14 protein-coding genes, 1 tRNA gene and 1 pseudogene are annotated in these 17,517 nt (G+C 70.9%); 8 read left to right on the top strand and 8 right to left on the bottom strand.

The window, feature by feature from the left end; all coding sequences use genetic code 11:
* Positions 1 to 34 precede the first annotated feature (34 nt).
* A complete protein-coding gene (locus tag AB5G72_RS00865; protein ID WP_067715405.1) occupies positions 35 to 1,093 on the top strand; it encodes an NAD(P)-dependent alcohol dehydrogenase in 1,059 nt (352 codons plus the stop codon).
* A gap of 9 nt (positions 1,094 to 1,102) precedes the next feature.
* Here AB5G72_RS00865 and AB5G72_RS00860 read toward each other — a convergent pair whose 3' ends face one another.
* From AB5G72_RS00860 to AB5G72_RS00850, 3 genes are read right to left on the bottom strand one after another with little or no spacing between them, the layout of a single operon-like run.
* On the bottom strand, positions 1,103 to 1,330 hold the full coding sequence (locus AB5G72_RS00860; RefSeq protein ID WP_007626596.1) for a hypothetical protein: 228 nt from the start codon (positions 1,328 to 1,330) through the stop codon (positions 1,103 to 1,105).
* Positions 1,331 to 1,337: 7 nt separating this feature from the next.
* The gene (locus AB5G72_RS00855; RefSeq protein WP_440220714.1) at positions 1,338 to 2,315 is read right to left on the bottom strand and encodes a WXG100 family type VII secretion target; all 978 of its coding nucleotides are present in this window, start codon (positions 2,313 to 2,315) and stop codon (positions 1,338 to 1,340) included.
* Entirely contained in the window at positions 2,312 to 2,620 is a 309-nt protein-coding gene (locus AB5G72_RS00850; protein WP_313314338.1) for a hypothetical protein, read from the bottom strand. Before AB5G72_RS00850 ends, AB5G72_RS00855 begins: the two co-directional genes overlap by 4 nt.
* Before the next feature lie 210 nt (positions 2,621 to 2,830).
* On the opposite strand from AB5G72_RS00850, the gene AB5G72_RS00845 reads away from it, so the two are divergent.
* A complete protein-coding gene (locus AB5G72_RS00845; RefSeq protein ID WP_213185822.1) occupies positions 2,831 to 3,421 on the top strand; it encodes an HD domain-containing protein in 591 nt (196 codons plus the stop codon).
* Positions 3,422 to 3,425: 4 nt separating this feature from the next.
* Positions 3,426 to 4,283, top strand: coding sequence for a T3SS (YopN, CesT) and YbjN peptide-binding chaperone 1 (locus AB5G72_RS00840; protein ID WP_440220713.1), 858 nt, complete (start codon positions 3,426 to 3,428; stop codon positions 4,281 to 4,283).
* Positions 4,284 to 4,338: 55 nt separating this feature from the next.
* Here the strand turns inward: AB5G72_RS00840 and AB5G72_RS00835 are convergent.
* Both AB5G72_RS00835 and AB5G72_RS00830 read right to left on the bottom strand, forming a co-directional pair.
* A tRNA-Asp gene (locus tag AB5G72_RS00835) sits at positions 4,339 to 4,412 on the bottom strand.
* A gap of 60 nt (positions 4,413 to 4,472) precedes the next feature.
* Positions 4,473 to 5,144, bottom strand: a complete 672-nt coding sequence (locus tag AB5G72_RS00830; protein ID WP_440220712.1) for a hypothetical protein — start codon at positions 5,142 to 5,144, stop codon at positions 4,473 to 4,475.
* A 136-nt stretch (positions 5,145 to 5,280) separates the two neighbouring features.
* Here AB5G72_RS00830 and AB5G72_RS00825 point away from each other — a divergent pair, with 136 nt between their 5' ends.
* Positions 5,281 to 8,205 (top strand): PD-(D/E)XK nuclease family protein, encoded by a 2,925-nt coding sequence (locus AB5G72_RS00825; protein WP_440220711.1) that lies wholly within the window; start codon positions 5,281 to 5,283, stop codon positions 8,203 to 8,205.
* Complete coding sequence (locus AB5G72_RS00820; RefSeq protein ID WP_440220710.1) at positions 8,202 to 11,633, top strand: UvrD-helicase domain-containing protein; 3,432 nt, start codon at positions 8,202 to 8,204, stop codon at positions 11,631 to 11,633. The genes AB5G72_RS00825 and AB5G72_RS00820 overlap by 4 nt, the downstream gene beginning before the upstream one ends.
* Positions 11,634 to 11,670: 37 nt before the next feature.
* Here AB5G72_RS00820 and AB5G72_RS00815 read toward each other — a convergent pair whose 3' ends face one another.
* Positions 11,671 to 12,813, bottom strand: coding sequence for a DNA gyrase subunit A (locus AB5G72_RS00815; RefSeq protein ID WP_440220709.1), 1,143 nt, complete (start codon positions 12,811 to 12,813; stop codon positions 11,671 to 11,673).
* Between the two features lie 252 nt (positions 12,814 to 13,065).
* On the opposite strand from AB5G72_RS00815, the gene AB5G72_RS00810 reads away from it, so the two are divergent.
* Positions 13,066 to 13,419, top strand: a complete 354-nt coding sequence (locus AB5G72_RS00810) for a hypothetical protein (RefSeq protein ID WP_440220708.1) — start codon at positions 13,066 to 13,068, stop codon at positions 13,417 to 13,419.
* 31 nt (positions 13,420 to 13,450) lie between these two features.
* On the opposite strand, the gene AB5G72_RS00805 is transcribed toward AB5G72_RS00810, so the two are convergent.
* Positions 13,451 to 14,305 carry a tyrosine-protein phosphatase gene (locus AB5G72_RS00805; RefSeq protein WP_440220707.1) on the bottom strand — a complete coding sequence of 285 codons (855 nt, stop codon included), beginning with the start codon at positions 14,303 to 14,305 and terminating at the stop codon, positions 13,451 to 13,453.
* 175 nt (positions 14,306 to 14,480) lie between these two features.
* Here AB5G72_RS00805 and AB5G72_RS00800 point away from each other — a divergent pair, with 175 nt between their 5' ends.
* Positions 14,481 to 16,208, top strand: a complete 1,728-nt coding sequence (locus AB5G72_RS00800) for an AMP-binding protein (RefSeq protein ID WP_440220706.1) — start codon at positions 14,481 to 14,483, stop codon at positions 16,206 to 16,208.
* A gap of 288 nt (positions 16,209 to 16,496) precedes the next feature.
* Here the strand turns inward: AB5G72_RS00800 and AB5G72_RS00795 are convergent.
* Positions 16,497 to 16,670 (bottom strand): annotated as a pseudogene (locus AB5G72_RS00795) (MBL fold metallo-hydrolase); the annotation flags it as partial.
* Between AB5G72_RS00795 and AB5G72_RS00790 the strand changes: the two are divergent.
* Positions 16,615 to 17,424: a helix-turn-helix transcriptional regulator gene (locus AB5G72_RS00790; protein ID WP_154829612.1), complete on the top strand. Its 810-nt coding sequence runs from the start codon at positions 16,615 to 16,617 to the stop codon at positions 17,422 to 17,424. The pseudogene AB5G72_RS00795 and the gene AB5G72_RS00790 sit on opposite strands and share 56 nt — an antisense overlap.
* Positions 17,425 to 17,517 lie beyond the last annotated feature (93 nt).

Here is a 17,517-nt window from a genome sequence, read left to right as displayed (position 1 = left end):
CCACGAATCCGACTCGATCAACGGGAGACCACACATGGACGTCGCCGCCGTCGCCGCCACCGCACCGGACGCACCCCTGGAGAAGACCACGATCCGGCGTCGGGACACCGGCCCGGACGACGTGCTCATCGAGATCGAGTACGCCGGCATCTGTCACTCCGACATCCACCACGTGCGCGGCGAGTGGGGGAAGACCACCTACCCCGTGGCGCCCGGGCACGAGATCGTCGGCATCGTCCGGGAGGTCGGTTCCGAGGTCACCCGGCACGCGGTGGGCGACCGCGTGGGCGTCGGGTGCCTGGTCGGCGCCTGCCACGAGTGCGCCTCCTGCCAGGCCGGCCAGGAACAGGAGTGTGAGCGCGGGTCGGTCGCGACCTACGGCTCCCCGCTGCCCGAGGGCGACCCCGAGGGCCCGGTGACGAACGGCGGCTACTCGACCCACATCGTGGTCGAGGAGCCGATGGTGGTGTCCGTACCGGACGGGCTCGACCCGGCCGCGGCGGCGCCGCTGCTGTGCGCGGGGATCACCATGTTCTCGCCGCTGAAGCAGTGGAATGTCGGCCCGGGCACCAAGGTCGCGGTGATCGGCATGGGCGGACTCGGACACGTCGGGGTGAAACTCGCGGTGGCGATGGGTGCCGAGGTCACGGTCCTGTCGCAGACCACCTCCAAGCGGGACGACTCGCTGAAGTACGGCGCCGTGGAGCACTACGCGACCGCCGGCGACGAGGGCAAGGCCACCCTCCGGGAGCTCCGCGGCACCTTCGACGTCATCCTCAACACCGTCTCCGCGAGCCTGCCGATGGACCGGTTCCTCGCCACGCTCAAGCCGCGCGGGGCGCTGGTCAACATCGGCATCCCGACCGAGCCGATGTCGGTGCGGGCAGGGTCCGTCGCCGCTGGGCGCAGGATCCTGACCGGATCCATGATCGGGGGGATCCCGGAGACCCAGGAGATGCTCGACTTCTGCGCCGAGCACGGGATCACGGCCGACATCGAGCTCATCTCGGCAGACAAGATCAACGAGGCGTACGACCGTGTTGTGAGCTCGGACGTCCGGTACCGGTTCGTGATCGACGCCAAGACGTTCTAGGGGTGGGCGTCAGGTTTCACCGGTGAACCACATCCAGATGAATGTCGCCACGAATCCCACCGTCGAAAGGATGAGGACGGTCCGGCTGTAGTGATCCTCCCAGGCCATCTGGATGAACCGCCGCTTGAACTCTTCCCACTTGCCGTCCCAGAATCCGGGTTCCGGTTCCAGGGCGGGGTGTTCGTAGGGGTGCGGGTCGCGTTCCGACGGGTCGTCCCATCTCTGCCCATACCTCATGGTCGTGTCACCTCTCTGCCGTGTGGGCCCGGTACCGGTCGTGAGCCATATCGCCCGCCTGCTGTCCCAGGTACGTCCCGACGGCCGCACCTATGCCGGCGCCGATGAACGTGCCGAGGGGACCGAACATCGTTCCTGCGACGGCGCCGGCTGCGGCGCCTCCGAGCGCGCCGCCACCCAGAGCCCCGAGGGTCTCCGCGACGGCCTCGCCGGTCGACGTCTTCCCCTGGGCGTGGGCCTTCACGCCGTCGTACACCGTAAGCCCGCCACCGACCGGACCGGCGACCCTACCGAGTCCCCGCAGTCCTGTCGCCGCGGCTCTGCCGAAGTCATCCGGGGCCGGGTTGAGCGTGTGTCTCCCCCGCGTCAGTGGATCGAGTTCATCGGCGACGTCCGGGTAACCCCGTGACGCGGCCCCCGTCATCGCGTCCACACCGCGACCCGGCCACGGGTCGTCCGGGCCCGGGATCGGCGACCGATCGACCTCGGGTGGGATCGCGGCGTGCAGCCGAGCGGCGATCTGGTCGATCTCGCGCCCGTAGTGCTCATCGAGGGAGCGAACGGTGTCGACCGCGGAGCTGATCGCCTCCGCACGCTCATCGACCGTCGATTGATCGATGTCGTCGCGACCCGACAACGGACGCACCGACGATTCGCTCACCTCGAGTCCGGCTGCCCCGGCATCGGCGATCCGATCTCGAACCGTCTGAACTGCCGGCCCCAGAGCAGCGTGCGAGCTCCGGAGAGCATCAGCCAGATCCTCGAGTCCGTCAGCCAGCGTGCTGACGTGCGACTTCTCACGTTCCACGGTGTCGAGGACGGCGTCAGCGGCCGCCCCGTCCCAGCCATCATCCAGCTCCACCGCACCGTCGACCAGGTCCCTCCGGATGCCCTGCGCCACCGAGTGCTGCCGGCCGACCTCGCCGCCGGCCCCCGCCAACGCGGACACGTCCCAACGACGAATGTCCGCGACTGTCCAGCTCACCGCCGGGCCACCGCTGCGAGGAGAGCCGCGAAGTCCTCATCCTCGGCCTCGAGGAACCGGTGCGCCTCGGCCGCGAAGTCGGCCAGGCCCCCGAGCCGACCCGCGATTCTCTCGGCGCACACCGCTGCCGCACCGCACGCCCGGTCCACCGCCTGCTCGATCGCCGACCCGCCCGGAAGACCGCCGCCCAGCCGCGCCGCGACCTCGGGAAACGTCACCTCCGCGGCCGCCTCCCCGCAGTCGCGGAACACCGAGACCGCGCTCGCGATCTTCCCGGCATCCGCCCTGATAGTCCCGTCGGGCACGAACCCTCCTCGTCGTCGTTCCGGTCTACTACCGGGACGCCCCCGTGGCGTCCTCACCACGTACGACGCGCGCCCCACGCCGATCGGTTCCCCCGTGTCGTACCCGTGGTGTGTACTCGGGAGTGTGGAAGGGACACCGGTCACCGCCGGTTCCACCCACGACCCGGCGGCGTCGCCCGGCGTCGGGACCTCTCCCTCGAGGAGTGCACCATGTCGCTCACCTGGACCCCCACCCTCGACCGCGCGCTCGCGGTCGCCGCCCGCTGCCACGCCGGCCAGACCCGCAAGGACGACCCGACGCCCTACATCGCCCACCCGGTCGCGGTGGCGCTGATCGTTTCCGACTTCACCGACGACGAGGACGTGGCGGTCGCGGCGCTCCTGCACGACGTCCTGGAGGACGTGCCGCCATCGGTGTACTCGGCCGACGACATGACCGCCGAGTTCGGCGAGCGGGTCACGGAACTCGTTCGCGGCGTGTCGGAGGAGAAGACCGCCGGCGAGGAGACCCCGCCGTGGCGGGTGCGCAAGGAGGGCTACCTCGCGCGACTGGCCGAGGACTCCCACGAGTGCCTGCTCATCTCGGCCGCCGACAAGATCCACAACCTGCGCTCGATGGTCACCGCGCACGAGCGGCTGGGCGGTGACATGTGGGGCCTGTTCAACGCCGGGCCGGAGGAGAAACTGTGGTTCTACCGCGCGATCGCCGACGCCGTCGCCGAACGGCTCGGTGACTGCACCGCCTCGCGCGAACTCCGCCGGGCGGTCGACGACGTGGCCGCCCTCGCCCCGGTGGGATGACGCCGTGCGCGACCAGCTCTCCGGCCCGGGCAGCGCGCCGCTGCGTCCGGCGGAGGACCCCTGGGACGGTTTCGAGACCACCCTGGCCGGCCATCTGCGCAGGTCGGAGGCGGTCGGCGCGATGGAGTTCACCGCTCCGTCCGACGCGTCCGGAACGCGGGGGCGGTGCGTCGTCCACCTCGCGCCCGGCGGCGAGCGCGCCTGGGTGACCGTGCGCCTCGCCGGTCACCCCCTCGTGGAGGAGATCATCGCCCACACCGCCCCCACCGCGCCCGCCACCATCGCCCGGGCGGTCGTCGATGCCTGCCGCGACCGGCTCGGGGTACCGCACCCCCAACTGCTGACCCTGCGCTGCCAGGGCACGGTCGGGCGGCACACCGGACCGCTGCGTCTACTCCGCTGGGACTCGATCCCCATCGGCAACGACCCCGCCGACCACCCGAACCCCATCGACGTGGCGGTGGAGGTGGCCGACCACGAGGACGCCCGGGAACGGTTCGAGGCGATCGTCGAGAGAGTCACGGGACGGGCCTGCGTGGTCGACGACCACGGGGCCATCGTCTTCGACCACGTCGGCCACCGGATGCACGTCTCGTTCGCCGAGGACGACCCGTACGCACGCATCTGGGCGTGGGTCGTGCGGGGAGTGCGCTCCAGGTCCGACGCGGCGCTCGAGCTGGCTCGACTCAATCTCGACGACGACCGCATGTCGTGGATCCTCGACGGCCGGCACGTCCTGCAGCGGACCACCGTGCCGGTCGCCCCGCTGCTCCCCCGCCACGCCCAGGTAGCGCTCGAACACTTCCTGTTCACGTTCTCCTCGACGCGGGACGCGATCGCCGCGAGGCTGGGGCCGCGGTAGCAGCACAGACGAGAGCCGGTGCATTCGATGAACTGAATGCACCGGCTCTCTCCGGCGACCCTGACGGGACTCGAACCCGCGACCTCCGCCGTGACAGGGCGGCGCGCTAACCAACTGCGCCACAGGGCCGTGCTCGTGGCACGGGATAGGAGAGTAGCGGACCCCGCGAGCTCGCTCTCGACCACCCCGTCAGTCGGCCCAGAAGGACACCATTGGCTGGCTCGAGATCAGATCGCCGCCCTGGTAGATCCGCATGCCCGACGAGTCGATCGAATAGAGGACGTCGTTGTTGGCCACCATCGCCGAGCCACCGGAGACCGCGGGATCGTCCACCTCCACCCCGGCCCCGCCGGCCGAACCGCGGTAATAGAAGCGGCCGTTGTCCGGGTTGACGCAGATGGAGAACGAGGCCTGGGTGGTGCGGCCGATCATTGTCGCCGGATCCCCGGCGTTGCACCGTGACTGCGCGTTGTCGACCCATCCGGAGGAGTCCGCGCCGGCGGGGTACCCGGCACTGCGTGGGGTGCGGGGCAGAGGGGCCTCGCGGGTGACGGTGACGGTCTCGCGCTCCGGCGCGGTGGTGAACGCGGTCTCCGTCACCGGAGGCTGCGAGGTCGCCGCCGGCGAGGACGACAACGAGGACGCCGCCACCTGACCGGACCCGTCGCCGGCACCGCCGCCCGGGCGGAGGACGAGGTAGGCAATCGCGCCGAGGAGGGCCAGTGCCAGGACCGCCAGAACCGCGATGACGGCGATCACCGCGCCCGAGCCCCCGCGCTGTGGCTCGGGCCCGTACCCGGGCCCCGGCCGTCCCTGCGGTGGATGTGAGCCCTGCGCCCCGTTGTCCCAGCCGTACGACATCGGCGGTGCCCCCTCGCTTCGCGCTTCCCCGAATGTGCCGGTCTGACCGGACGGTAGCAGCAGGATCCGATTCCGTCAGCGGCGATAAGAGACCGTCCACCCCGGGATTGTCGGACCCGTGCGGCACCATGGCGGTGTGACCGGATCCCAGGCTCATCCCAGCGCCCTCGTCGCCGAGGTCCGCCGCCTCCGCGGCACCGACCCTCTCGGCCGGATCACCGTCCTCGTGCCCTCGTTCGGTGCGGCCAGGGACCTGGTACGGGCGCTGGCGCTCGACGGCGGGGCGGTTAACGTGACGGTCCGGACCGCCTCCCAGGTGATCAGCGAACTCTCGGCCCCCGCCCAGGCACCGAGGGCGGCGCTCCCGTTCCCGCTCCTGGCCGCCGCCGTCGAGAAGGCGTTGGACGCCGACCCCGGGCATCTCGAGTCGGTGGCCTCCGAGCCCGTCACAGGGCAGGCCGTGGCCCAGGCCTGCCTGCGGCTGGGGACCGTTGAGCCCGGGTCGGTCACCGCCCAGACCCGCCTGCACTCGGAGGTCCTCCGGCTGGCCGACGAGGCCCATGCGATGACGGGGGCCGCGTACTACACGCAGTTCGAGGCCGTGAGCGTCGCGTTGGAGCGCCTGGACGAGCTGGGCCGGATCGTGTTGGCCGCGCCGCTGCGCGGGACGCAGGCCGAGCGCAGGCTGCGGGCAGCGCTGGACCAGCTGGGCATTTCTCCCCTGCCCGGTACCGGATCGGACCACCTCGCCTCCGCTGCCGAACCCGGCACCGGGAACGCCGTCACCGGCACGCACGTGCTCCACGCGTCGGACTCCGATGACGAGGTGCGTGCGGTGGTCCGTTTCGTCCGTTCGCGCCTGGCGGACGGGGTCCCCGGCCACCGGATCGGTGTCTACTACCCGTCACCGGACCCCTACCTGCGGCTGCTCCACCGCGCGTTCGGCGAGGCCGGGATCGCCGTCCACGGTCCCTCCGACGCGGGGTTGGGTCGCTCCGGTGCCGGTCGCACGCTCGTGCGGCTGCTCGGCCTGGACGCCGACCGTATGCCGCGCGCCGATCTCCTCTCGATCGTCGCCGAAGGGGCGATCGTGGTGTTCGACGACGAGGGTGCCGCCGTCTCGTCCCGGCGGTTGGAGATCCTCACCCGGACGCGCTTCCCCGTCATCGGCGCCGGCGACTGGGACCGACTGGGGGAACACCTGCGGGCTGAACCGGAGGCCCTCTCCGAGACCGACCGGGCCGCGGCGGCGGCCGTGCTGCGCCTGATCGCGACCGTTCGTTCCGGGCTCGCCGCCGTCGACGCCGCGCGCACCTGGACGGCCGCCGCAGACGCCGTGACCGGCCTGGTGTCGTCTCTGTTCCGCCAGAGCCCCGACCGGGCGGCGGTCCTCGCGGTGATCGGTTCCCTCGGCGATCTGGACGCGATCGCGCCCGCGATCACCCGGGATCGAGTGGTCGGTGCGGTCGCCACGCGGCTGGACGGGATCGTCGACCGGGTGGGCGAGGAGGGCGCCGGGGTCGCCCTGGGTCCGATCGACGATGCCGTGGGCCGCGACCTGGACACCGTCTGCGTAGTGGGGATGGCGGAGGGCCTGCTCCCCGTGTTGCACAAACCCGACCCGCTCGTGCCCGAAGGCGCGGTCGAGCCCGATTCGTCCGAACTACTCGATGAGCGGTACCGGGTCCTCCAGCTCGCGCTGGCAGCCGGATCCGAGCACCGCCTGTGTTCGTTGCCCCGCGGGTCCATGCGAGGCGGCGGCAACCGGATCCCGTCCCGCTGGCTACTGCCCACCCTGACCCGTCTCGCCGGGAAGCCGGTTCGCGCCACCACGTGGCTGGTGGACGTCGCCGGATGCCCGGCCGTCACCGCGGTGCCCTCGTTCGTCGAGGGGGTGCTGACCCCGCCGGCCGCGCTCGGCTCCGATCCGGCCACACCCGCTGAACTGCGGATCCGGGAACTCTCCGCCAACGGGTGGCAGCCCCGGACCGGGACCCCTGAATTGATCGCCCGCGCCCACGAGATGCGTCAGGACCGTCGGCGCGGCCGGTTCACGCGGTTCACCGGTGACGTCTCGTCGGCCGCCGACCTGCTCACCGTCCTCGACCACCCGCTCTCACCCACGAGACTCGAGGACTGGGCCCAGAGCCCCTACCTGTTCTTCCTCTCGACGGTGCTCCGGGTCCGGACACTCGACGACCCGGCTGCGGACATCGAGATGGACCTGCGCGACTACGGCGATCTCGTGCACAGGATCCTCCAGCGCTACATCTCCGATCGACTCGAGACCGGGTCCGGACCCGACCGCGACCTGCTCATGAGAGCGCTGCGCAGTGAATGCGAGGCCGCGATCGCGACCTCGCCCGGCCTCGTCGCCTCACTGTGGCGTCGGCGCGAGATCCTGCTCGCAGCCGAACTCGACCGGTGGTTCGCCGAGGACGAGGCGGACTTCGAGACCGGGTGGCGCCCGGCAGCGACCGAGCTCGGATTCGGGCGACAGGACGCCGACGGCCCGGTCGTCGAGATCCCGTTCGAGGTGACCACCTCCCGGGGGACGACATCGGTGTTCCTCGCCGGGTCCATCGACCGGCTCGACGAGCGGGCGGGCGCACTGCGGGTCACGGACTACAAGACCGGCAAGCCTCCCGGACAGGACGACCGGCCGACAGAGGACGATCCCACCATCTCCGGCACGCGATTCCAGCTGCCGCTCTACGCCGCCGCAGCAGAGACGGCCGGCGATCTGCCGGTCCGCGAGGTGCGGTACTGGTACTGCACCGAGCGCGGGGAGTTCGAGCGGATCTCGCTCGGCGTCACCGTCGAGGTGATGGACAGGGTCCGCGAGGACGTGGGCAATCTGGTGGACGCCCTCCAACGGGGATGGTTCCCGCTCAAGGGCGGGCGAGGCTCCTCCCGCGACCTCGCGAACCTCATAGGCGGTGTGGAACTCGACCGCACCTGGGAGCAGCTCTCCCGACAGGATCCGATCGCGTCCCACCCCGCGTTCGACGGCCTCCTCGCCGCCGACCCGACCGAGATCGAATCGGAGACGTCCGCATGAGCCAGCTGCCAGACCGGTCCGCCCGCGCCCGCGTCGCCGCGGACACCTCGGCGACCCTGTTCGTCGAGGCCGGGGCCGGCACCGGCAAGACCCACGCACTGGTCAGCCGCCTCGGTGCGCTCCTCTTGGAGGACGCAGTGCCCGTCGAGGAGATCGCGGCGATCACGTTCACCGAGAAAGCGGCCGCCGAACTCCGCGACCGGCTCCGGGTGACGCTGGTCGACAAACGTGCCGACGGTGATGACCGCGCCGACGTCGCCCTCGCGGGGCTCGACACCGCCGCCATCGGCACCCTCCACTCCTTCGCCCTGCGTCTGCTCTCCGAGAATCCCCTCGAAGCGGGGATCCCGCCGAGGGTCACCGCCCAACAGGACACCGCCGAGGCGACCGCCGTGGAGGCCTTGTGGCAGGAGTGCGCCACCGTCCTGTTCGGCAGCGGCCCGACCGCCGCCCGGACAGGCAACCTCGCACGAGCCGTGGACGACATGCTCGACGCCGGCGTGAGCACCCACGCCTTCCGGGAAGTCGTCGAGGCACTGCATCGCGACTGGGACCGCCTGCCCACCGAACCGCAGTACACCGGTGCCGCCGAACTGCCCGGGACACCGGACCTGGCCGAGATCGTCGCCACGGTGGGATCGATCGTCGGGTGGCGGGACGCCTGCCAGGACGAGACGGACCTGATGTACGCGACGCTCGGCAAGCACCAGACCTGGCTCGAGAACCTCGAGGCCTCGACCGCCGATCCGGCAGCCTCACCGACGTGGGTCGAGCTTCTCGCGAATCCGATCGGGGTCGGACGCGGCGGAAAGGGAGCCAGCTGGGGAGGCAAGGAAGCGCTCGACTCCATCAAGGAGGACATCAGGAAGCTCCCCGGCCTCTGCGGTGGGATCCTCGAAGCGCACTGGCGCCCCCGCATCGCGGTGGTTCTCGACGCCCTCGTCCCGGTGGTGCTCCGACACGCCGCCGACCGTCGCCGTCACGGCACACTGCAGTTCCACGACCAACTCGTCCTGGCCCGCGAGTTGCTGCAGAACCCGACCGTCCGCGAACGCGTCCGGGCGCGCTACCGGCGGATCCTCATCGACGAGTTCCAGGACACCGATCCCATCCAGCTGGACATCGCCGAGTTGCTCACGGCCGCAGCCGACGGGTCCGGGCCCGAGCCCGGCCGACTGTTCACCGTCGGAGACCCCAAGCAGTCCATCTACCGGTTCCGTCGCGCGGACATCGCCACCTACCTCCGCGCTCGGGGCCGCGACGAGGCCGGTGTCGAGATCGAGCGGCTGAGCACCAACTTCCGCTGTTCACGCCCGGTCCTCGACTGGGTCAACGAGGTGTTCTCCGAGGTGCTCACCGCGACCGACGGCGTCCAGCCCGAGTATCGGGACCTCGAACCCGCCCCCGACCGACCGCCGTACGACCCCGCCCACGGGCCCCGTCCCTTCGTCTTCCGCACCGACGACGCGCCCCCGCACTGCCCGCCGGATGCGAGCGAGGACCACCGGCGACACTGGACCGAGGCTGCTGATGTCACCCGGGTGATCGCCACGGCGATCCGCGAGGGGTGGACCCACGAGTCCAAGGAACGGCAACAGACCCCACTGCGACTCGGGGACATCGCCATCCTCCTGCCCTCGCGCGGATCGCTCCCCATGCTCGAGACCTGCCTCGACCACGCCGGGATCGACTACCGCACCGAGGCCTCGTCGATCGTCTACGGGACACCCGAGATCCGCGACCTCCTGCTCGCGGTCCGCGCCGTGGCCAACAGCGCAGACGAGGCCTCCCTGGTGGGCGCGCTGCGCTCACCGTTGTTCGGCTGCGGTGACGACGACCTGCTGCGCTGGCGCGCCGCCGGGGGCTCCTGGGCGCCCGGTGCCCCGGCTCCCGCCGACCTCGCGGGGTCGCCCGTCGCCGAGGCGATGGGGTACCTCTCGGCCCTGTCCCGGGACACCCGACGCCCCGGCGAGCTACTCGAGAAACTCGTCCGCGACCGCATGGTCTTCGAGGCCGTCGCCGACTCGCCCCGCCAGCGCGACCTGTGGCGCCGGATCCGATTCGTCATCGAGCACGCCTGGCAATGGGAGGAGTCCGCCGCCGACCCCGCGCGCGCCGACCTGCGCGATTATGCAGACTGGGCGCTGGCGTTGACCGCGGAGGACGCCCGGGTCCCCGAGGCCGCGATCCCCGAGATCGGGGTGGACGCGGTCCGCATCACCACCATCCACGCCTCCAAGGGGTTGGAGTACCCGATGGTCATCGTCGCCGGGATGAGCCGGAAGTGGCCCGCCGACCGGGCCCGGCTCCTGTGGACCGACGACGACCCGCCACGACCTGCGGCCTCGTTCTCCACGATCGTGCGGGACCCCGCGTTCGGCCGAGCCTCCGAACGCGAGGGCGCGCACTCGCTGGCCGAGCGGGTCCGCCTGCTCTACGTGGCCGCCACCCGTGCCGAATCCCGCCTGGCCGTGTCAGGACACGGCTACGTCCTCACCCAGAAGAAGACCCCCCGCAAACTGTGGGGCTCCCTCTTCGGGTCGGTGGTCGAGGAAGCCGATGCACCCCCTCTGGCCGAGTACGGGCAGGACCTGCTCGAGGCCGCGGCGACACCGGCCGTGGACGTGCCCGACGCGGCCGAGTGGAGTGAGCGCAGCCGGGAGATCTCGGCGAGATCCGCCGAGCGCGCCGGCTGGTCCGCGACCCGGATCGTGCACACGGAGGTGGCCGGCAGGACCGCCGACGCGAGTACGGGCGAGCGCCAGGACGAGGTGGCGGAGCCGCGACCGCTTCCCGAGCGGCTCGCCGCCGCGTTGCGCGACCGGTTCGACCCGACCCCGGCGCGACCGGACGAGTTGCCACCCGCCCCGCGGGGCACCCCGCTGGCCTCCGGACCGGATGTCGGCACCGCCGTGCACCACCTGGCCGAGCACACGAACCTGAACCGGCTGGTCGGGCCGACAGCCGACCCCGTCTCCGCGATCGCGGGCTGGGAGCGGTGGGCGGCAGACCAGCTAATCGCCCTCGGGCTGGGAGGTGGGCTGCGTGGGAGCCGCAACCCGGAGGCCGTCGCAGAGATGGTCTCCGTCGCGAGGACCGCACTGACCTCCGAGCCCGTCCGGCGGGCGGCGACTCGCACCCACTGGGCCGAGCTACCCGTGGCGGGGCCGCTGAGCACCACGGATGGGACGACGGTCGCGGTGGACGGGGTCGTCGACCTCGTGATGGAGGAAGCCGACGGCTCGTTGACGATCGTGGACTACAAGACCGACGTCGCCGTCACGGTGGACACCGTCGACGAGTACCTGCTCCAACTGTGCGCCTACGCCGAGCTGCTCGGTGGCACCACCGGAAAGACGGTGCGGAGGATCGAGCTGGTCTTCTGCCGCGGGATCCGCCCGACGGTGGTGGCCCGCGACCTGGGCTGACGGCACGCCCCCCCGCGGGGGCGGCGCCCCGACGACGTCAGCCCAGGTTGCTCCACACCACGCGGCCGTCCGCGACCGCGGCGAGTGCCGAGTCGCACGGAGCGCCCACCGTGAAGGCCTGGTAGAGCTCGACCAGCAGATCCACGACCGAATCCCACATCCGGTGAAGGGGCTGACCCCCGCCGTACGCCCACACCGAGCCGGCGTCGCGACCAGCACGGTACGACACCGCGTAGCCGAACCCGCTGCGCTCGGCGAACGGCCACAACCGACCCGCCCACGTCGCGTCACCACCCGGCTCGGATCCCAGGGTGCCGGCCCCCATCGCCTGCTCGAACCTCGACGCCTGCACCCCGAACCCCTGGGCCACGGTGAGAGGCTCCGCGAACGGGAACAACCCCTCCATCGAATCGAGCCCCGTCCTGCGCAGGTGCCACAACAAGGTGCGGATTCCGGTGGTGTCGTCGACGCCGCACCTGTCCAGTAGAGCGCCCGACGGACTCGCGGACCGCCGGGGATCGTCGGCTGGGTGTGGGCCGTCACCGGCGGCGACCGGGGCCGCCCGGAGGAGGTCCGCGAGTGCGTCGGTCAGTTCGCCGATCTGCTCGTCGAGCACCGCCGAGGCGTCGTCCTGCCCCGCCATCGACCGCCGACCACCAACCGACCGGCCGCCGGCACCCGACGCCGGCGGATCCGGATGAGGCGCGGGATCGGGGGCGGTCCGGGACTCCCCCATCGCGGAACTGATGCGCGCGAGAGCGCCGTCGAACTCCTCGCTCCACCCGCCACCGGCGACCCAGTCCTCCTCGGCGACCGGAGGCACGGTCCGCAGCGGGGCCGGTGGGGGCGGAGACGGCTCGTCGGGGATGGCGGGCAGGAAGCCGGTGACGTCCGCCAACAGGTCCATCCGGGCGCGGCGGCCCTCGTCCATCCGCCTGCGTTCCGAGCGGGTGAACGCCATGACCGGCAGGGTGAGGAGCAGCGCGGCCTGCCGGCCGGTGAAACCGAAGCCCAGCTTGAGCGCCCGGCGTGCCTCGACCGGCGACTCTGCGTCCCGGATGGCCGCCATCACCCCGTCGAGGTCCTCGCAGGCCCGGAGGATCGCCTCCGCCTCGTCCCAGGACCGCCCGATGTCGTCACCGGGTTCGAACCATCCTCCGACGGCACGCGCAGCGCCCACGACAACCCCCCTTCTCGTCGACGAACCACACATTCGCCCCCTCAGATCCGCGGGAATCCTACGCCCGCCCGCGCTCCCGTGGCGGTTCCAGGACCAGCACTATGCGGAGACCTCCGGAAGCGCCTGCGGCAGGCCACATGTGACCCATCTCTCCGCACGCGGGGGGCGCTCTGACCAGTGCCGATGGCGGGACGATCGAACCCTCAGGATTGACCGAGGTCCACGACGGGATCAGTGCGTAGGGTCCGAGGCATGCGCAAAACCCTGATGCTCGAGGAACGTCAGCCGGACGACACCGGCACGGCGCACTCGGACGTCGACACCATGCCCGACGTCACCCACGCCACCGTCCTCCCGGCGCCACTGACGACGATCATCGCCGCGCTGGCGGGCGGCCTGATCGGCATCGCCGCGGTCTACGGGGTGGCGTCCAGACTGGCCGGCTCGCTCACCGCGGTCGCGGCCATCATCATGGTCTTCGCGGTCACGCTGGCCGGCCCCCGGGTCCACGCGGCGGCCCGCACCGAACTCGGGCGGACGATCGCGGTTACGCTCCAGGCGATCGGGTTCGGCGGCGTTGTCGGCGCGCTGGTCATCGCCGCCTGAACCACCGCCGCCTGAGCTATCCCTATCCTGGTCAGCCCCGCCTGAACCGCGCGGACAACTCGTCGACAACCGCCTCCTCCACCCCGGCGCCCTCCACGAGGTATCGCCGCGCGTCACCGAACTCGCGCGCCAGCGCGTCCAGGGATCGGCGGAGGTTGGCCTCCTCGACGCCGATGAGGACCCCTATCGCCTCGAGCTTGTCGGGCATCTCCGTCTGCACGTAGGTACGGATGGAGGAGACGAAGTCCGCGGACATCTCCCGCGTGAGCAGGTAGTCCGCGATCACATCCTCCTCCCGGACACCGGCGACCAACTGCACCAGCGCCGAGACCCACCCGGTGCGGTCCTTGCCCGCCGTGCAGTGCACGATCGCCGGGCCCGACGACACGGCCAGGGCGTGGACGGCCCGACCGAACGCCCGCCGCTCGTGATCACCCACCACGAACCGCTCGTAGGTCATGGCCATCTCGCGCCGCGCCTCCTCGGCCCCGGCCAGGCCGGACGCACTGAGGGTCGCCGCCGAGGTGTGCCCGCCCAGCACGTCGATCGGCAGGTACTCCGCCCCGGCGGGGACGACGTCGGGCTGCTTGTCGATCTCGGCCTCGGTGCGCAGGTCGACGACGGTCGAGACGCCGAGTTTCTCGAGCACCGCGAGGTCGTCGTCGCCCACCGCGAGAGTCGTGGACCGGTAGACGAGACCGCGGGCCATCGACCCGGACGGACGGAGTGCGTAGCCCGGGCCGGCCATGTCCCGGAAATTGTGGACGCTGGTGAGTCGGACATCGCTGACGACGAACCCGTCCCGGTCGAGACAGACCTCGTCGTCGTCGGATCCCCGGACGGCACCCTCGTCCACGTCGACGTTCCCGCCGTGTTCGCCGACCATCCCACGCCCCTGTTCGATCCCCGCGCGCCCACGTGGCGCGCCGTCGCCTCGTTCCTACCCGATGCCGGCCGGACACGCCCACCGGGTGGGCCGGTGACCACCGAGGCTGACACCTGTCAAAGTTGCTGGCTGTTTCGCCTGTGCGACAGGGCCCGGTCGCCTATTGTCCGATCTCATGACCACAGCAGCGTTCAATCCCGGGCACGACATGCAGCACGCCACGTTCGGCGACATCCTCATCGAACGTTCCACCGACGACCACCCGGGACTGCTGTTCGAGGACTCCGCGTGGACCTGGCGCGAGTTCGTGGCCGAGGCCGCCGTCCGCGCGGAGATCCTGCGCGGCTGGGCGGAGGAGCACTCCGACTCGTACGCGGACCGGCCCGACCCCTACCGACACCTCCACGTCGGCATCCTCCTGGAGAACGTGCCCGAGTACCTGTTCGTCCTGTGCGGTGCCGCGCTCGCGGGCGTGACCATCGTCGGCATCAACCCCACCCGGCGCGGCGCCGAACTCGCCTCCGACATCCGGGGCGTGGACTGCGACGTGATCGTCACCGACTCGGACGGCACCGCCCTGCTCGAGGGCCTCGACACCGGCGTCGCCGCGCAGTTCGACATCGACTCCGACAAGTGGCGCGGCCTGCTCGCCGATCACGCCGGCGCCGAGCCCCGACTGCACCCGGAGAGCGCCCGCGACCCCCACACCCTGCTGGCCCTGCTGTTCACCTCCGGCTCGACCGGCGCCCCCAAGGCCGTCATGTGCTCGACCGGCCGCATGGCCATGATGGGCACCATCAACTACCGGGGCCTCGTCCGCGACGACGTGGCCTACAGCGCGATGCCGCTGTTCCACGGCAACGCCCTCTTCGCCGCGTTCGCCCCGTCGGCGTACGTCGGCTGCACCTTCGCGATGCGCCGCAAGTTCTCCGCCTCGGGGTTCCTGCCCGACGTGCTGCGGTTTAACGCCAGCTACTTCAACTACGTCGGCCGGTCACTGTCGTACATCCTCGCCCAGCCAGAGGTGCCCGAGGAGAAGCAGACGCGCCTGCGGGTCGTCTTCGGCACCGAGGCCTCCGTCCACGACCGGACCGAGTTCGAGCGCCGCTTCGGTGTGACCCCGCTCGAGTCGTACGGCAGCAGCGAGGGCGGCGTGGTGATCAGCCACACCGAGGACACCCCGCCCGGCGCGCTCGGCGTGGCCGGCGCCTACATGGACGTCGCGATCCTCGACGCGGATGAGAACGAATGCCCCAGGGCCGAGTTCGATGCCAACGGCGGCCTGGTCAACGCCGGCGAGGCGATCGGCGAGATCTGCAACGTCACCGGCGCAAAGCTGTTCGAGGGCTACTACCGCAACCCCGAGGCCACCGCCGAACGCAACGTCGGCGAGGTCTTCCACACCGGTGACCTCGGCTACCGCGACGCGGACGGGTACTTCTACTTCGCCGGCCGCTCCGGTGACAGGATCCGCGTGGACAGCGAGAACTTCTCCGCCGGGCCCGTCGAGCGCATCCTCGACCGGTTCCCCGGCGTGCTCGTCGTGGCCGTCTACCCGGTCCCGGACCCGCGCACCGGCGACCAGGTCATGGCCGCCATCCAGCTCGAACCCGGTGTGGAGTTCGACGCCGACGCGTTCTCCGAGTTCTGCCGCACCCAGCCCGACATGGGCACCAAGTGGGCGCCGCGGTTCGTGCGCGTCATGACCGAGATGCCGGTCACCGCCACGCGGAAGATCTCCAAGCCCAGCCTGCGACGCGAGTCCTGGATCGAGCCCGGCGAGGTCTACCTGCGTGGCGGCGCGGCGGGCGACGACGACGTCTACCGGCCGCTCACCGACGCCGACCGCGAGGCCCTGCTCACCGAGTACGAGCTCCACGGACGCCGGCCCGTGGGGGTGTGACGATGAGAGCCCGGCGGATCCTGCGCGCGGCGTCCGTGCGCGGTGGCGAGCCGATCGCGGCCTTTCCCTGCCCCGCGCCGCGGGTGTCGACATTCGGTGACGCTCCCGCGCCGGCGGTGGGCGAGGCAAGCCTCACTCCGCCGCACCGTCTGCACGCCGAGAACTGAACGTTTTGTGAAGTGGACGGTGCCGAGCCCTCTCCTCTTGCGAATCCAATCGGTCTACGGCATAGCCTCCACTAACCGTCCCGCAGAGCCTGCCTCACACCCGCGGGACACCACCGGACCGTCAGTGCCCGCGCCTGATCCATTCCTCGAGGTGCGGGGATTCGTCCCCGACCTTCGTGCCGTCGCCGTGACCGGTGTGCACGAGGGTCTCCGCGGGGAGCGTGAGGATCCGATCGCGGATGGAGGTGATGATCGTCGGGAAGTCCGAGTACGAGCGCCCGGTGGCGCCCGGCCCCGAGTGCGACTACCCAGGCGCGTACGAGGTGAACATGCCACTCACCGGGCACTTTGAGAGTCGAGGCCGCTTCGGGTCGATCACCTCAGCAGTCGGCCAAGGCACGGTCTTCTCGGCCGACACGCCCTCCCTGATCAGTCATTGGGACGCAACCTGCACGGTGATCGGAGTGAAGTTCGACAGTTCATGGTTGGAAGTTGAAGCGGAACAAATCTTAGGGACAGACCGGATCAACGTGCGTACGCTGTTGCCGGAACAGATGTCCCTGAATGCAGGGCGAGCCAAGGCTTGGCATCACTTGGTCGTTAGCCTCGCCGCTAACGTGCACGATTCCGACTTGTTTCTCGACAGCGAGCTCGTACGCCGCCAGCTTGCAAGCGCGGTAGCAGTGGGCCTCGTCGAAGCGAGTTGCCTTGAGGGCGGGATCGGTGCCAATGCCCGGCCGCGAATGATTCGGCGGGTGATCGAGGCGCTTCACGATGACCCAGCGCGGGCTTGGACCGCTGCAGACATGGCCGCGCTTGCCGGTACGAGTTCGCGGCGGCTACAAGAAGGCTTTCAGCGTTGGGTCGGCCGGTCTCCTACCCAGCACTTGCTGGTAATTCGGCTGCAGCGGGCTCATGCGGACCTCACCACCAATCCGCTATTGACAGTCGGTGACGTTGCGGCACGTTGGGGATTTTCGTCAGCAAGCCGGTTCGCGGCGGCATATAAGCAGCGATATGGCATTGCACCGTCAGTGGCGCGACGGTAACCGAACCGACCACCTCCCGATTTTCGGGTTCAGGTGCCGTCTCGTCTGACAATGCACCTAGGGTCGTGCGTGTGAAGTAGCTTTACGGTCAAG

This window comes from Dietzia sp. MNB45, from assembly GCF_051994785.1.
Classification (GTDB): Bacteria; Actinomycetota; Actinomycetes; order Mycobacteriales; family Mycobacteriaceae; genus Dietzia; species Dietzia kunjamensis.
This window is presented reverse-complemented; position numbering and strand designations above follow the sequence as displayed.

Bases quoted from the DNA above. Each gene is read 5' to 3' on its own strand.
- AB5G72_RS00865 (WP_067715405.1), top strand. From the start codon at position 35: ATGGACGTCGCCGCCGTCGCCGCCACCGCACCGGACGCACCCCTGGAG.
- AB5G72_RS00860 (WP_007626596.1), bottom strand. From the start codon at position 1,330: ATGAGGTATGGGCAGAGATGGGACGACCCGTCGGAACGCGACCCGCAC.
- AB5G72_RS00845 (WP_213185822.1), top strand. From the start codon at position 2,831: ATGTCGCTCACCTGGACCCCCACCCTCGACCGCGCGCTCGCGGTCGCC.
- AB5G72_RS00830 (WP_440220712.1), bottom strand. From the start codon at position 5,144: ATGTCGTACGGCTGGGACAACGGGGCGCAGGGCTCACATCCACCGCAG.
- AB5G72_RS00820 (WP_440220710.1), top strand. From the start codon at position 8,202: ATGAGCCAGCTGCCAGACCGGTCCGCCCGCGCCCGCGTCGCCGCGGAC.
- AB5G72_RS00810 (WP_440220708.1), top strand. From the start codon at position 13,066: ATGCGCAAAACCCTGATGCTCGAGGAACGTCAGCCGGACGACACCGGC.
- AB5G72_RS00805 (WP_440220707.1), bottom strand. From the start codon at position 14,305: ATGGTCGGCGAACACGGCGGGAACGTCGACGTGGACGAGGGTGCCGTC.
- AB5G72_RS00800 (WP_440220706.1), top strand. From the start codon at position 14,481: ATGACCACAGCAGCGTTCAATCCCGGGCACGACATGCAGCACGCCACG.
- AB5G72_RS00790 (WP_154829612.1), top strand. From the start codon at position 16,615: ATGGAGGTGATGATCGTCGGGAAGTCCGAGTACGAGCGCCCGGTGGCG.